This is a genomic window from Pseudomonas sp. Marseille-P9899 (assembly GCF_903166565.1).
Classification (GTDB): Bacteria; Pseudomonadota; Gammaproteobacteria; order Pseudomonadales; family Pseudomonadaceae; genus Aquipseudomonas; species Aquipseudomonas huaxiensis.
This window is the reverse complement of the sequence record NZ_CAESCG010000001.1, coordinates 1,714,542-1,728,981: the sequence shown is the minus strand read 5'-3', so window position 1 is coordinate 1,728,981 and position 14,440 is coordinate 1,714,542. Positions and strand designations below refer to the sequence as shown.

Genomic DNA, 14,440 nt, shown 5'->3' with positions numbered 1-14,440 from the left:
TTGCAGTGACCGATTTTCTCTTCCGTGGCCAGTCCCTGACCCTGGCGCGAATCGAACAAGGCTTCGCCGAGCTGTGCCTGCGCCGCGACGATGCGGCTATCAACAAGCTCGACGCCCGCACCGTGGATGAACTGAACACTGCTCTCGGCCTGCTGGAGCAGCAGGCCGACCTGCGTGGTCTGCTGGTCAGCAGTGGCCTCGACGTGTTCGTGGTGGGCGCCGATATCAACGAATTCACCGACCTGTTCACCCGCACCCGGCAGGACATCGTCAGCCACACCTGGCAGGCCAACCAACTGTTCGAGCGGCTGGCCGCCATGGCGGTCCCCAGCGTGGTTGCCATCAACGGTTTCGCTCTTGGCGGCGGCCTGGAACTGGCCCTGGCCTTCGATTACCGGGTCATGGCGGAGGGCGCCCGCATCGGCCTGCCTGAGGTCAGTCTCGGGTTGATTCCCGGCTATGGCGGAACCGTTCGCCTGCCGCGGGTCAGCTCGCTGGACGTGGCGCTGGACTGGATCGTCAGCGGCAAACCGCAATCCGCCGCCGCAGCACTTGAGGCCGGCGTGGTGGAACAGCAGGTGGCCGCCAGTGAACTACGTTCCGTTGCCCTGGAATTGCTGGAGCAGGCCGCCTCTGGTCAGCTCGACTGGCGTGCCCGCCGCGAGCGGCGCCTGGGCCCGCCAGCAGCCATCGTCGACACCGACCGTTTCGAACAGGCCCGTGCCCAGGCGCGGCGCCTGGCCGGCAAGCACCAGCCGGCCCGTAGCTGGGTGGTCGATCTGCTGGAGGCGGCCAGTCGCGCCAGTCACCGGGAGGCCCTGCGCCTCGAAGGCGAAACCTTCGCCAAGGTGGCCAAGACCCAGGCGGCGGCGTCGCTGGTGCGCACCTTCCTCAACGACCAGGCGATCAAGAAGATCAGCCGTCAGCATGATCGCCAGGCCGAGCCGATCCGCCAGGCGGTGGTGCTGGGCGCCGGCATCATGGGCGGCGGTATCGCCTACACCAGTGCCTTGCACGGCACCGCCACGCGGATGAAAGACATCCATCAGCAGGCCCTCGACCAGGGCATGGCCGAGGCCACCAAGCTGCTGGCGCGGCAGGTTGGCAACGGCCGTCTCAGCGAAGCGCGTGCCGCTGCCGCACTGGCGGCGATCACCCCGCAACTGGACCACAGCGGCTTTGCCGAGACCGACATCCTTATCGAGGCGGTGGTGGAGAATCTGGCGGTCAAGCGCAGCGTTTTGCAGGAGACCGAACGCCAGGTTTCGACACGTACCGTGCTGTTGTCCAACACCTCGTCACTGGGGATCGACGAGATCGCCGTGGGCCTGGTCCGGCCGGAAAATTTTGCCGGCATGCACTTTTTCAACCCGGTGCCGGTGATGCCGCTGGTGGAGATCATCCGTGGCAGCCGCAGCAGCGCGACCACGGTCGCCAGTGCCGTGGCCCTGGCGCTGAAAATGGGCAAGACGCCGATCGTGGTCAAGGACTGTCCGGGCTTTCTGGTCAACCGCATCCTTGCCGCCTATATCCGCGCCTTCCTGCAACTGGTGGACGAGGGCGCCGACTACGAGGCGGTGGACCGTGCCGCCGAAGCGTTCGGCTGGCCCATGGGCCCGGCCTATCTGGAAGACGTGGTCGGCCTGGATACCGGCGCCCATGTCTGCGATGTGATTTTTGCCGGTTATCCGCGGCGCATGCCGGCGGTGCCGGGCAATGCGATCAAGGCGCTGCTGGCAGCCGGGCGTCTGGGTCAGAAGAACGGCAAGGGCTTCTACCGCTACGAAGCCGGTCCCGGCGGGCGCCCGGCGCGTTTCCCCGACCCTGAAGCCCAGGCCCTGGTGGCCGCCGCTCGTAGTGGTGCGGCGCGGGTATTCCGCGACGAGGAGATCACCGAGCGGCTGATGCTGGCGATGATCGTCGAAGCCGTTCATGCCCTCGAGGAAGGTGTGGTTGCCAGCGCCGCCGAACTGGATACCGCCCTGCTGCTGGGGCTGGGTTTCCCGGCGTATCTCGGCGGCGCGCTGGTCTATGCCGACTGGCTCGGCGCGGCCCATCTGGTATCGCGCTGCACCCATTACGCGGCGCTGGGCGAAGCCTACCGGGCGCCGGCGTTGCTGCTGGAACTGGCGGTGAACGACGGCCGTTTCTATCCCTGAACTGGCCGGGCCTGCTTGGCCCGGCACCCTCGACAACAAGAACAAGGAATCGAGCATGGCTCAAGCCTATATCGTGGCCACCGCGCGTACTGCGGGCGGTCGCCGCAACGGACGCTTGTCCGGCTGGCACCCGGCGGACCTCGCCGGTGAAGTGCTGAACGCCCTGGTGCAGCGTGCGGGCATCGACCCGGCGCTGATTGAGGACGTGATCCTCGGCTGTGTCGGCCAGGCCGGCGAGCAGTCCACCAATATCGCCCGCAATGCGGTGCTGGCGGCGGGGCTGCCGGAAAGCATTCCGGCGACCACCGTTGACCGCCAGTGCGGTTCGTCCCAACAGGCCCTGCATTTCGCGGTGCAGGCGGTGCTGTCCGGAACCCAGGACATCGTCGTCGCGGGCGGCGTGGAAAGCATGAGCCGCGTGCCCATGGCCCTGGCGCACTGGCTGCCTGAGCAACACGGCTACGGCCAGTACGTCAGTCCGGGCATGCAAGCGCGTTATCCAGGCGTGGTGTTCAGCCAGTTTGATGGTGCCGAGGCGATTGCCCGCAAATACGCGCTGGACAAGGACACCCTCGACCGCTTCGCCCTCGACAGCCACCGCAAGGCCGCCGAGGCGACCCGTAGCGGTGCCTTCGACGCGGAGATCGTGCCGGTGCGCATCAGCCTCGAAGGCGGCGGCAGCGACTGGCACCGGGTGGACGAGGGTATTCGTTTCGACGCCACCCTCGAAGGTATCGCCGGGGTCAAGCTGCTTACCGAAGGCGGGCGCATCAGCGCTGCCAGTGCCAGCCAGATCTGCGATGGCGCCTCGGCGTTGCTGGTGGTCAACGAGCGCGGTCTGAAGACCCTCGGCGTCGAGCCGCTGGCGCGCATCGAGCACATCAGTGTCCTCGGCCACGACCCGGTGATCATGCTCGAAGCGCCGATTCCGGCGACCCGCCGCGCCCTGCAGCGCGCCGGTTTGCGCATCGACGACATCGACCTCTACGAAGTCAACGAAGCCTTCGCCCCGGTGCCGCTGGCCTGGTTGCAGGCGCTGGAGGCCGATCCGCAGCGCCTCAACGTCCACGGCGGCGCCATCGCCCTCGGCCATCCCCTGGGCGGTACCGGCACCAAGCTGCTCGGCACGCTGCTCCATGCCCTCGGCCGTCACGGCAAGCGCTATGGCCTGCAAACCGTCTGCGAAGGCGGCGGCCTGGCCAACGTCACGATCATCGAACGCCTTTGATTTCTGGAGAGCCAGCAGCATGAAACTCGACAATTCCATCGTTGCCGTGGTCACCGGCGGCGCTTCCGGCCTCGGCGCCGCCACGGTGCGCGCCCTGGCCGCCCGCGGCGCCAGGGTGGCGATCTTCGACCTCAACGAAAACCTCGGCCTGGCCCTGGCCGAAGAAGTCGGCGGCGCCTTTTTCAAGGTCGACGTCACCTCCGATGCCAGTGTCGATGAAGGTTTCCGCGGTGCCCGCGAGGCGCTTGGCCAGGAGCGGGTGCTGGTCAACTGCGCAGGCACCGGCAACGCCATCAAGACCGCCTCGCGTGACCGGGTCACCGGCGAAATTCGCCATTTCCCGCTGAACGACTTCGACCGCATCGTCCAGATCAATCTGCTCGGCACCTTCCGGGCCCTGGCCAAGAGCGCCGCCGGGCAACTGGCGCTGGCGCCGCTGGCCGATGGCGAGCGCGGGGTCATCGTCAACACCGCTTCGGTGGCTGCCGAGGACGGCCAGATCGGCCAGGCCGCGTACTCGGCGTCCAAGGGCGGGGTTGCGGCGATGACGCTGCCAGTCGCCCGGGACTTGTCCGGCGAGGGTATCCGGGTCAACACCATCCTGCCGGGGATCTTCGACACGCCACTACTCAAGGGCGCGCCGCAACCGGTGCTGGATGCCCTCGGCGCCTCGGTGCCGTTTCCCAAGCGTCTGGGCCGGGTCGAGGAGTTTGCCGCACTGGTCCTGTCCATCATCGAGAACGGCTACATCAACGGCGCCTGCCTGCGCCTGGACGGCGCCATCCGCATGGCGCCGCGCTGAGGATTTCTGCCCATGAATTTCGCAATCGACCCAACCCTGCAGGCCCTGCAGGCGAAAACCCGGCGCTTCATCGATGAAGTGGTGCGCCGTTATGAAACCGATCCGCGGCAGGATGCCCACGGCCCGCACGAGGCGCTGCGCGACGAACTGGTGGCGCAGGCGCGGGAATGGGGGCTGCTCAGTCCCCACGCCGGCACCGAGCTGGGTGGCATGGGCTTGTCCCACATTGCCAAGGCCATCGTCTTCGAAGAAGCCGGCTATTCGGCCCTGGGCCCTGTGGCGATGAATATCCACGCCCCCGACGAAGGCAATATTCACCTGCTGGAAGTGGTCGCCAGCCCGGCCCAGCGCAAACGCTGGCTGCGGCCACTGGTAGAGGGCACGGTACGCTCCTGCTTCTGCATGACAGAACCTGCGCCGGGTGCCGGCTCCGACCCCTCGATGTTGCGCACCACGGCCCGGCGCGATGGCGATGACTACGTGATCAGCGGCACCAAATGGTTTATCACCGGGGCCGAAGGTGCTGGTTTCGCCATCATCATGGCGCGGATTGAGGACGGTGAGGCCACCATGTTCCTCGCCGACATGAACCAGCCCGGTGTGAAAATCGAGCGGCTGATGGATTCCCTCGACAGTTGCTTCACCGGTGGCCATTGCGTGGTGCATTTCGACGGCCTTCGGGTACCCGCCGACGCGGTGCTGGGAGAAGTGGGGCAGGGCTTGCGTTATGCCCAGGTGCGCCTGGCGCCGGCTCGCCTGACCCACTGCATGCGCTGGCTCGGCCAGGCGCGTCGTGCCCATGACGAGGCGGTGGCGTATGTCAGCGAGCGCGAGGCCTTCGGCAAGCGCCTGATCGAGCACGAAGGCGTGGGTTTCCAGTTGGCCGACAACGAAATGGACCTGCACAGCGCGCGCCTGACCATCTGGCATTGCGCCTGGCTGCTGGACCAGGGCCAGAAGGGCCGCCATGAGTCCAGCGTGGCCAAGGTGCTGTGTTCCGAAGCCCTGTGGCGGGTGGTCGACCGCAGCGTGCAGGTGCTCGGCGGCAGCGGCGTGACCGGCGAGCGCGTGGTCTCGCGGATCTTCCGTGACATGCGTGCTTTCCGCATCTACGACGGCCCGTCGGAGACCCACCGCTGGAGTATCGCCCGGCACATCGACCGCCAGCACAACCCGGCGAGGTTCCGTTGATGAGTGGCGTCTTTGACCTTGCCGGCAAACGCGCGCTGGTCACCGGCGCCTCCAGTGGCCTGGGCGAACACTTCGCCCGCTTCCTGGCCGCCGCGGGGGCCGAGGTGCTGGTTGCCGCGCGCCGCCGCGAGCGCCTCGACACGTTGGTGGCGGACCTGCGCTGGCAGGGTGCGACGGCCCGTGCGCTGGAACTGGACGTCACCAACGCCGCTTCGATCGACGCGGCGTTGGCCGAACTGCGCGGTGTCGGCGGTATCGATGTGCTGGTCAACAACGCTGGCGTGAGCATTGCCAAGCCGGCGCTGGAACAGGCGGAACAGGACTGGGACGCCGTACTCGACACCAACCTCAAGGGTTGCTGGAGCATGGCCACCGCCGTGGCGCGGCAGATGGTGGCACTGGGGCGACCGGGCAGCATCATCAATATCGCCTCGATCCTCGGCGAACGAGTGGCCGGCGGCGTGGCGCCCTACGCGGTGTCCAAGGCCGGGGTGCTGCAACTGACCCGCGCCCTGGCCCTGGAGCTGGCCCGCCATGGCATCCGGGTCAACGCCTTGGCACCGGGTTACATCAGCACCGAGCTGAACCAGGACTTCCTCGCCAGCGATGCCGGGCAACGGTTGCTGTCGCGCATCCCGCAGCGCCGCTTCGCCACCCCGGAAGACCTGCGCGGCGCCTTGCTGCTGCTGGCCAGCGACGCCGGGCGGTCGATCACCGGGGCAACCCTGGCGGTCGATGGCGGCCACTTGATCAGTTCGTTGTAGGAGCGGCCGATGTCCAGTCTGTTGCTGCTGCGTCACGGCCAGGCCGCGTTCGGTGCGGATGATTACGACAGTCTGTCGCCGCTGGGTGTGCGTCAGGCCGAGGCCACCGGGGTGTTTTTCGCCGAGCGGGAGATGGCGTTCGACGCGGTTTATGTCGGACCACGCCACCGGCACCGCGACACGGCACGCTCGGCGGTCAGCGACGCCGGGTTGCTGGCCGTGCCGGCGCTGGACGAGTTCGCCGAGGGCGACGTCCTGCTGGCGGCCGCCAGGCGCGAGTTGCTGGCACGGGGTGAGCCCTGGCCCGAGGATCGTGCGGCTCAGTTGCGGCACTACGGTGCGCAGTTGCGCCACTGGTCCACCGGCACGGCAACGGTCGCCGGCGCCACGCCACTGGCCGAATTCGGCGCCACCGTCGGCGACTGGCTCGATAGCCTGCGTCAAGGAGTTCGGGGCCAGCGGCTGCTGGCGGTGACCTCGGCGGGCACCATCGCCCTGCTTGCTTGCCGTGCGTTGTGGCTGCCCGACAACCGCGTCCACGAACTGCTGCTGGCGCTGGACAACGCCTCGCTTAGCGAAATCGTCTTCGACGCGCAGCGCTTGTCGCTGCGGGTCTTCAACAGCACGGCGCACCTGCCGGCGGCGCTGGCCAGCCGCATATGAAACGGGAACAGAGCATGAGCATTGATTCAACTGCCGTCCGGGCCCTGGATGCACCCGAGGTGCTCGCGGCCCTGGCTGCCGAGCTTGGGGATAGCCTGTCGGCGCGGGCGCTGGAAGTCCTTTCTGTGCAGCGCCTCTCCGGCGGTGCAGTGCAGGAAAACTGGGCGCTGCGCCTGCTTGTCGACGGCGTCCGGCACGCCTGGGTATTGCGCACCGATGCGCCGTCGGCGGTGGGTGCGAGCCTTGGTCGCCAGCAGGAGTTCGCCGTGTTGCAACGGGTTCACCAGGCCGGGGTGCGGGTGCCACGTCCGGTGCTGATGGTCGAGCACAGCGTGGCGTTGGGCCGGCCGTATTTTCTGATGGAGTGCCTTGGCGGCATCGCTGCCGGCCATCGACTGACCCGTGAACGGGATGCGCTGCTCGATTCCGATGCGCTGCTGGACGACCTGGCCGCGACACTGGCCCGCTTGCACGGTATCGAGCCGGTCTCCGGTGAGCTGGATTTCCTCTCGCGCCCCGAAGGCTCACCAGCCCTGGCTGCGATCGCCGACTACCGCCGCTACCTCGACACCCTGGCAGAACCGCAGCCGGTACTGGAGTGGGGGCTGCGCTGGTGCGAGCGGCACGTTCCGCCGTCGCTGCCGCTGCGCTTGATCCACCGCGACTTTCGTACCGGCAACTACCTTGTCGACCACGGCCGTCTGAGTGGCGTGCTCGACTGGGAATTCACTGCCTTTGGCGACCCGCGGGAAGACCTCGGCTGGTTCAGCGCCCGCTGCTGGCGTTTCGCCGCGCCGCAACGCGAGGCCGGTGGCATCGGCGATCTGAGCACGTTCCTCGACGCTTACCAACGGGCTGGCGGCATTGCCCTGGCGCCAGCCGAGCTGACCTACTGGCAAGTCATGGCGCACCTGCGCTGGGGTGTGATCGCCCTGCAACAGGCCCAGCGTCACCTCAGCGGCCAAGAGCGCTCGCTGGAGCTGGCGCTGACCGGGCGCCTGTTGCCGGACCTGGAAATCGAAATCCTAAAGCTGACCCGGGAGGCCCCATGAGCCGCTTGCCTGATGCCCACGACCTGTTGCTGACCGCCCGCGAGTCGCTGTTGCAGCGCTTGTTGCCCGCGTTGCCGGCGGAGTTGCACTACGACGCGCGGATGTTGGCCAGCGTCCTGGCCATCGCCATTCGCGAACAGGTGCCCGCGCCCCCGTCCGATCCCTCGCGGGCTCTGACCCGGGAAGTGGTGCTGGCCATCCGCCGCGGCGAGCACGATGACGGCTCGCTGTTCCCGGCGCTGCTGGAGCACACCCGCGCCAAGCTGCGGATCAGCAATCCCCGGCTGCTGGAGGTTTACGCCGGTATTTTCGACTGAGGCCGCCTGCGCCTCGCCGCATACAACAAGGACAACAACATGCGCGCCATCCTCCTCGGACTTTCCAACCTGTCGGTGGGCAACCGCCTGTACCTGGGTTTTGGCTTGACCTGTCTGCTGACCCTGGTAGTGGGCCTCAGCGGTTTCAAGGTTATCGACCTGCTGACCGCTGGCAACGACCGGGCCAGCGACCTGTCCCAGGTGCAACTGCTGGTGCTGCGGGTGCAGGTGGCCGAACGCACCTTCGCCCACCAGCGCAGCGACGAGGCGGCGGGGCAGGTGCGGGCACTGGTGGCGCAACTGTCCGATTATCTGCACCGGCATCCCGGCTTGCCGGGCCGTGAGACCCTGGACGTCGCCAAGGGCCAGTACCTCGAAGAGTTCGAGCGCTTCGACCGGCTGCAACAGGATGCCCTGCAGGCCAGGGTCAAGATGCAGCAACAGGCGGACGAGGTGCGGCGTAGTTTCGAAACCCTGGAGCAAGACTTCTTCGACGCCGCCAAAGGCCTCGACGAGCAGGCCGCGATCAGCGCCGCCGAGGCCCTCGACCGGGCCAATGATGTGGCGGAACTGGTTCGCATGCTGCTGACCTTGCGCACCCTGGAGTTCACCTGGGACCTGCAACCCAGCGCCGAGCACTACGATGCCTGGCACACCTTCAATGCCGGCATCACCGAAAACCTGGAAAGTCTCTCGCGCCAGGTCGAAGGTCCACACCGCAGCGCCTTGCAGGACGCCCTGAAAGCCTTGCAGCACTACACCGAAGCCTTTGTCGGCTATCGCGACGGCATGCACAGCAGCGCCTCCAGCCAGACCCGCATGATCGGTCTGGCGCAACAGATGCTTGGCCTGAGCGCCAGCGCCTACGACCATGAGGCCGCACTGCTGCATCAGCAGAGTCGCAGCTTTCTGCTGGGCATGGGCCTGATCCTGCTGTTTTCCATGCTCCTCAGCGTGCTGGCCGCCTGGCTGATTCGCCGGCTGACCCTGCAACCGCTGCGCGAAACCCTGGTAATGGCTCGACGGGTGGCCGATGGTGATCTGCGCGAGGAGTCGCCCTGCCCACGACGCGATGAATTCGGCGAGCTGCAACAGGCGATGCATGGCATGACCGGCAACCTGCGTGGGCTGGTGGGGCATATCCAGCGTGGCGTGAGTCAGTTATCCCGGGCCACCGAGGGCCTTGGCGTGCTCAGCCGCGAAAGCCTCGACGGTATGGACCGGCAGCGCAGCGAGACCGAACAGACCGCCAGCGCTGTGCAGCAACTGGCAGCCAGTGCCCAGAGCGTCGCCGAAGACGGCGCCCGCGCGTCCCAGGCCGCGCTGGAGGCTGATGACAGAGCCAAGCGCGGCGAGCAGGTGGTGCTGCAGATGCTCGGGCAGATCAGGTTGCTGTCCGATGGCATGCAACAGACCGCAGGTTCCGTTGCCCGTCTGGATGAGCAGAGCCGCAGCATCGTGCGGGTACTGGACGTGATCAAAGCCCTGGCCGAACAAACCAACCTGCTGGCCCTGAATGCTGCCATCGAAGCGGCGCGGGCCGGCGAGTACGGCCGTGGTTTCGCCGTAGTCGCTGACGGCGTGCGTGGCCTTGCCGGGCGCACACGCCAGTCGGCAGGGGAAATCGAAGGCACTATCGATCAATTGCTTCACGTCACCACCCAAGTGGTTCAGGAAATGCAATCGGGCCTGGCTTTGATCGACGACAGCCTGTTATTGGCCGAAGAGGCGGGCTCGTCACTGGAATACATCACCCGCATGGCGTCGGTCATCGAACAGCGCAACCAGCAGATCGCCGCCGCAGCCGAGGAGCAGAGCAGCGTGGTGGAGCAGATCAGCGACAGGGTGGTGCGCATCTGCGATGTGACTCAGTTGAATGTGGCGACGAATCATCAGATCGACCTATCCACTCAGGAGGTTTCGAACCTGGGGCGGCAGTTGACGGAGCGGATTGAGTTCTTTCGGAATTTTTGAGGGTGTTGGAATAAAGAAACGAGGATTGCACTATTCAGGACCGCATCGATCAAAACGTAGCTCGGTTACAGCACGTTCACGCTGGCAGAGGTCGCAGTTGAGGATCGGGAGGAGCGGACGATTCTCTGGACATGGATGGCCTTCACGGTCAATCAAACGGTAGAAATGATCAGGCTATCTGCCGATGCCTAGAGACTATCCGGATCCCCAAAAAACATCTGAATCCTCGACCGCAACCACTTCTCCCCCGGATCATTATCCTGCGCCCCGCGCCAGGCCATATGCAGTTCGAAGGTCCGCGCCTCCAGCGGCAGCTCTTCGGCGCGCAGGCCGCCGGCGGCGGTGAGGATGTCGGCGGTGTAGTCGGGGACGGTGGCGACGATGTCGGTGCCGGTCAGCAGGCTGCCCAGGCCATTGAACTGCGGCACCGCCAGCACCACGTGGCGTTCGCGGCCAAGCTTTTGCAACTCTTCATCGATGAAGCCGCTGAGGTCGCCGGCGAAGGACACCAGTGCATGGGGTCGTTTGCAGAAGTCATCAAGGCTCAGCGAGCCGGGCACGCTGTCGGCCCGCAGCAGTTTCGGCTTGCTGCGTCGCAGTACCTTGCGCTTGGCGTTGGCGGGTAGATCGGCGGTGTAGCTGACGCCGACGGAGATTTCGCCGGAGGCGAGCAGGGTCGGCATCAACAGGTAATTCACCCGGCGCACCACCAGCACGACGCCCGGTGCCTCGGCACGGACGCGCTTGAGCAGCAGTGGCAGCAGGGCGAATTCGGCGTCGTCCGACAGGCCGATACGGAACACGTTGGTGCTGGTCGCCGGATCGAAGTCGGCAGCGCGGCTGACGGCGGTGGAGATGGAGTCCAGCGCCGGCGAGAGCAGGGCGAAAATCTCGGTGGCCCGCGCCGAGGGCTCCATCGCGCGTCCGGTGCGGACGAACAGCGGGTCATCGAACAGGGTACGCAGCCGCGACAGCGCGGCGCTGATCGCCGGCTGGCCGAGGAAGAGTTTTTCCGCAGCCCGGGTGACGCTGCGTTCGTGCATCAGGGTCTCGAAGACGATCAGCAAATTGAGATCGACGCGGCGCAGGTCGTTACGGTTCATCGGCTTCGCTTCGCTGGCGGTTCGGGGCAAGGGGTGAATCTTACGAGCAAAGGCTGTTACCCTGCACCGTAAATTGTGGCTGTGTGCCAGTGTACGGCAAGCAGCCCGGCATGAGCCCAATCGATGACAAGCATGTCGACTATTAATGACCACTGATGGTCTAACCGTGAAAGCCCCGATAGAGTTCAGGGCATTAGAGGTTCACTAGGCGAGGTTTGCGATGTCCCGCATGATCCGTTTCCACAAGTTCGGTCCGGCCGAGGTGCTCAAGATCGAAGAGCAACCAACACCCGCACCGGCTGCCGGGGAAGTGCAGATTCGTGTCCAGGCGATCGGCGTCAGTTGGTATGACGTGCTCTGGCGGCAGAATCTGGCGCCGTCCCAGGCGCGTCTGCCGGTCGGTATCGGCCATGAAATGGCGGGCGTGGTGACGGCGGTAGGCGAAGGTGTCGATGACCTGGCGGTGGGCGACAAGGTCGCCAGCTTCCCGGCCAGCAGCCCCAACGATCACCCGGTCTACGGCGAAATCATCGTTCTGCCGCGGCTGGCGCTGACCCGCTACCCCGACATCCTGACCCCCATCGAAGCCAGCGTGCACTACACGCCGCTGCTGATGGCCTATTTCGCCTACGTCGATCTGGCCCGTGCCAAGGCCGGGCAGACCGCGCTGGTCACTGATGCCAGCCACTGCGCCGGCCCTTCATTCGTGCAACTGGGCAAGGCCCTGGGCCTGAAGGTGATCGCTGCCACCCGCGATGCCGAACAGCGCGAGCCGCTGCTCAAGCTGGGTGCCGACAAGGTGATCGTCACCGAGGAGCAGGATCTGCTCATGCAGATCAACAAGTACACCGACAACCGTGGGGTCGACATGGTTCTGGACGGGCTCGGCGGGCCGCAGATGTCGCTGCTCGGCGATGTCCTCGCACCGCGCGGCAGCCTGGTCCTGTACGGCCTGCAGGGCGGCAACCAGACGCCATTCCCGGCTTGCGCGGCGTTCCAGAAGAACATCCAGTTCTTTGTCCACTGCATCAGCAACTTCACCGGCAAGCCGGAGTTGGGCATCACCCAGGACCAGGTCGCCCTGCACCGGGCGCTGCGGGATATCAACCAGTTCACCGCGGACCGCCAGTTGTTGCCGCAAATCATCCAGGTCTACCCGTTCGAGCGTGTCGTCGACGCTCACCGGCATATGGACGAGTGTCCGTGTGGTGGCCGTGTAGTACTGGAACTGCCCGACGCCTGACAGCATTTTCAGCTCCCTCCTGCAAAGCCCGAGAATATGCTCGGGCTTTTTTGTGAATTTTACCTCCTAAAATTTCAGAAATTTCCTATTAGTCTTATGCGGACTAAGGACTTTGCTTCGGCTATGTTGTTGCTGTGGGAATAAAGGTATTCCAGTGTCCGTAGAATTACGCTGCGCTGTGCAAAAGTATCAGTTGCATCAGGCCGCAGAGGACTTCCCGCACGTAATCAAACCCGCCTTGCCGTTGTCGTCTCAAGGAGTGAGATATGTACGTTGAATTGTTGATTGCCTTGAATTCCAGCCGGAGCAGGCGTGTTCCGGCTGCCGGGGCTTGCGGCGAAGCCTGTCGGGAGTGCGTGTTTAAGTGTGTTGGTTGGAATGTAAGAAACTTCCTGCAAGCTGGAAATAGATTCCTACATTGAAAGTAAAAATTGAATCCGAAGAGAAGGAGAGTTTCTTCTTTGGGCATCTTTTCGGGTGTGTTTCCAGTTTTCAATAGTTGCAATAAATATCAGGGAAATACTATGGGCGCGATTCATGACCAAGCCATGCAATATGTCTATCAGCAAGTCCTGCAGCGACTGCTCGAACGCCTGACCCAGGGCCAACGCGCGTCCTTGCAGTTGCTGATCCAGCGGCTGATGGTGATTGCCGGAGGTCTTGAATGCATCCATGGGTTGAAGGTCATGCTGGTGCACACCGGCAGTCAGGACAGCACCCACACCCTGGCCTTTCTCAGGGCTGCGCAACTGAGCCTGGCGGCGCGCTCGCCCGGCACGTTCAACCTGCGGGTAGCCACGGCCCGGCATACCGATATGCCCGCCGTCGTGCTGAGCAACATCGAGCGGGCGTTCGCCGCGCTGGTGGTGCATGACGATCCGCGGGTCGAGCTGCTGATGATCGATGATGGCCAGGTGCGTCCCTTCGATGCCCGTCAGGCGATTTCCCGGCCGCAGCAGCAGGCGGACCGCCACGCGGTGCTGATGGCGGGTCATCTGACGCCGGGCCACCCGCACCTGGCCCTGACCCACAGGCACTACCTCGATCTGGCCGACCTGCATCGCCTCGGCGCGGCCTGGAACGGCGGTGTCGACGTGCTGGTCAGCGGTGACCCCGGTCCACGGCGCAAGCGCTTTCTTGCCAGTGCCCTGCGGATGATGCGTGAGGTCGGGCTGCCGCGCGTGCGGCCGCTCGAGGCCTTTCCTCGCGCCCTGTTTGAACTGGCTTGCGCTGTGCGCCAGGAATACCGAGCGCCCGCGTCTGGCGATGGTGTAGCGGAAAAGCCCGAAGCGCCCGAACCTCGCAGCCGCATGCCGCGCTTTATCGCCGTGGACGACCTGGTCCACGACCCGTCCTGTGGCTCCGGGCAGCTTCTGCTCGAACTGCTGCGCTACCGCCACGATGAATGGTCGTTCGCGTTTCCTGTCACGGAGCCCGGCAACCCGTTGTTGCGCGCGCATCTGCAGGGCCTGCGCAGCGAGTTCGCCGACGGGCGCTGCTATCAGGATGGACTTGAAGACTGCTTGCGGCGCGCGCAAGAGGGGATGCAGCGCGAGCAATTGCCGATGGCCCTGCGTGAACAATTGCTCGGGCCCTGGCAGAAGGCCGATGACCTGTTGCAGGTAAGGCGTCTTGCCGGAGATTTTGCGTCGCAGGCGTTTGGTGCCAGCGAGGCGCAACTGATCTGCCTGCTGTTCTCGCCATTCGTCAGCCAGGGCAGGGCGCTGGAGGGCTTTTTGCGGCGCTGTCACCCGGGGATGGTGGTGGCACTGCCTTATCTGCACAAGGCCCTGCATGGGCAGCCGTCGTCGGAGTCGGTGGTGCAATGGCTGACCGGTACCAGCGGGTTGCCAATGGCCACGCTGCAGGCGCTGTATCGGCGCAAGGCGCTGATCGAGGCCTGCGCGGACGCGCCCGACCATTGATCTTGTGCGGTTGCCAATA

General features: G+C 65.5%; 12 protein-coding genes and 1 pseudogene. 12 read left to right on the top strand and 1 reads right to left on the bottom strand.

What is annotated here, in order from left to right; all coding sequences use genetic code 11:
• Positions 1-5 precede the first annotated feature (5 nt).
• The 10 genes and pseudogenes from fadB to HWV67_RS32040 all read left to right on the top strand — a co-directional run bounded on the left by fadB (position 6) and on the right by HWV67_RS32040 (position 10,150).
• Positions 6-2,159, top strand: coding sequence for a fatty acid oxidation complex subunit alpha FadB (gene fadB / locus HWV67_RS07450; RefSeq protein ID WP_175650606.1), 2,154 nt, complete (start codon positions 6-8; stop codon positions 2,157-2,159).
• Positions 2,160-2,214: 55 nt separating this feature from the next.
• Positions 2,215-3,387, top strand: a complete 1,173-nt coding sequence (locus tag HWV67_RS07445) for an acetyl-CoA C-acetyltransferase (protein ID WP_175650605.1) — start codon at positions 2,215-2,217, stop codon at positions 3,385-3,387.
• Positions 3,388-3,406: 19 nt separating this feature from the next.
• Positions 3,407-4,189 (top strand): SDR family NAD(P)-dependent oxidoreductase, encoded by a 783-nt coding sequence (locus HWV67_RS07440; RefSeq protein ID WP_175650604.1) that lies wholly within the window; start codon positions 3,407-3,409, stop codon positions 4,187-4,189.
• A 12-nt stretch (positions 4,190-4,201) separates the two neighbouring features.
• The gene (locus HWV67_RS07435; protein WP_175650603.1) at positions 4,202-5,380 is read left to right on the top strand and encodes an acyl-CoA dehydrogenase family protein; all 1,179 of its coding nucleotides are present in this window, start codon (positions 4,202-4,204) and stop codon (positions 5,378-5,380) included.
• Positions 5,380-6,144, top strand: coding sequence for an SDR family NAD(P)-dependent oxidoreductase (locus HWV67_RS07430; RefSeq protein WP_175650602.1), 765 nt, complete (start codon positions 5,380-5,382; stop codon positions 6,142-6,144). The genes HWV67_RS07435 and HWV67_RS07430 overlap by 1 nt, the downstream gene beginning before the upstream one ends.
• Positions 6,145-6,153: 9 nt before the next feature.
• Positions 6,154-6,807 carry a histidine phosphatase family protein gene (locus HWV67_RS07425; RefSeq protein WP_175650601.1) on the top strand — a complete coding sequence of 218 codons (654 nt, stop codon included), beginning with the start codon at positions 6,154-6,156 and terminating at the stop codon, positions 6,805-6,807.
• Between the two features lie 14 nt (positions 6,808-6,821).
• A complete protein-coding gene (locus HWV67_RS07420) occupies positions 6,822-7,859 on the top strand; it encodes a phosphotransferase family protein (RefSeq protein WP_175650600.1) in 1,038 nt (345 codons plus the stop codon).
• The gene (locus HWV67_RS07415) at positions 7,856-8,176 is read left to right on the top strand and encodes a DUF6285 domain-containing protein (protein WP_175649393.1); all 321 of its coding nucleotides are present in this window, start codon (positions 7,856-7,858) and stop codon (positions 8,174-8,176) included. The genes HWV67_RS07420 and HWV67_RS07415 overlap by 4 nt, the downstream gene beginning before the upstream one ends.
• A gap of 39 nt (positions 8,177-8,215) precedes the next feature.
• Positions 8,216-9,289, top strand: a pseudogene (locus HWV67_RS32045) (HAMP domain-containing protein); the annotation flags it as partial.
• Entirely contained in the window at positions 9,275-10,150 is an 876-nt protein-coding gene (locus tag HWV67_RS32040; protein ID WP_371929286.1) for a methyl-accepting chemotaxis protein, read from the top strand. The pseudogene HWV67_RS32045 and the gene HWV67_RS32040, both read left to right, overlap by 15 nt.
• A gap of 188 nt (positions 10,151-10,338) precedes the next feature.
• On the opposite strand, the gene HWV67_RS07405 is transcribed toward HWV67_RS32040, so the two are convergent.
• Positions 10,339-11,253, bottom strand: a complete 915-nt coding sequence (locus HWV67_RS07405; protein WP_095155092.1) for a LysR family transcriptional regulator — start codon at positions 11,251-11,253, stop codon at positions 10,339-10,341.
• Between the two features lie 220 nt (positions 11,254-11,473).
• Between HWV67_RS07405 and HWV67_RS07400 the strand changes: the two genes are divergently transcribed.
• Positions 11,474-12,496 carry a zinc-dependent alcohol dehydrogenase family protein gene (locus tag HWV67_RS07400; RefSeq protein ID WP_095155091.1) on the top strand — a complete coding sequence of 341 codons (1,023 nt, stop codon included), beginning with the start codon at positions 11,474-11,476 and terminating at the stop codon, positions 12,494-12,496.
• 548 nt (positions 12,497-13,044) lie between these two features.
• Positions 13,045-14,421 (top strand): hypothetical protein, encoded by a 1,377-nt coding sequence (locus tag HWV67_RS07395; RefSeq protein ID WP_175650598.1) that lies wholly within the window; start codon positions 13,045-13,047, stop codon positions 14,419-14,421.
• The last annotated feature ends 19 nt before the right edge of the window (positions 14,422-14,440 follow it).

What these genes read in the sequence shown, in the direction of transcription:
- HWV67_RS07445 (WP_175650605.1), top strand. Translation starts at nt 2,215, where the DNA reads ATGGCTCAAGCCTATATCGTGGCCACCGCGCGTACTGCGGGCGGTCGC.
- HWV67_RS07440 (WP_175650604.1), top strand. Translation starts at nt 3,407, where the DNA reads ATGAAACTCGACAATTCCATCGTTGCCGTGGTCACCGGCGGCGCTTCC.
- HWV67_RS07435 (WP_175650603.1), top strand. Translation starts at nt 4,202, where the DNA reads ATGAATTTCGCAATCGACCCAACCCTGCAGGCCCTGCAGGCGAAAACC.
- HWV67_RS07430 (WP_175650602.1), top strand. Translation starts at nt 5,380, where the DNA reads ATGAGTGGCGTCTTTGACCTTGCCGGCAAACGCGCGCTGGTCACCGGC.
- HWV67_RS07425 (WP_175650601.1), top strand. Translation starts at nt 6,154, where the DNA reads ATGTCCAGTCTGTTGCTGCTGCGTCACGGCCAGGCCGCGTTCGGTGCG.
- HWV67_RS07420 (WP_175650600.1), top strand. Translation starts at nt 6,822, where the DNA reads ATGAGCATTGATTCAACTGCCGTCCGGGCCCTGGATGCACCCGAGGTG.
- HWV67_RS07415 (WP_175649393.1), top strand. Translation starts at nt 7,856, where the DNA reads ATGAGCCGCTTGCCTGATGCCCACGACCTGTTGCTGACCGCCCGCGAG.
- HWV67_RS32040 (WP_371929286.1), top strand. Translation starts at nt 9,275, where the DNA reads ATGCATGGCATGACCGGCAACCTGCGTGGGCTGGTGGGGCATATCCAG.
- HWV67_RS07405 (WP_095155092.1), bottom strand. Translation starts at nt 11,253, where the DNA reads ATGAACCGTAACGACCTGCGCCGCGTCGATCTCAATTTGCTGATCGTC.
- HWV67_RS07400 (WP_095155091.1), top strand. Translation starts at nt 11,474, where the DNA reads ATGTCCCGCATGATCCGTTTCCACAAGTTCGGTCCGGCCGAGGTGCTC.
- HWV67_RS07395 (WP_175650598.1), top strand. Translation starts at nt 13,045, where the DNA reads ATGCAATATGTCTATCAGCAAGTCCTGCAGCGACTGCTCGAACGCCTG.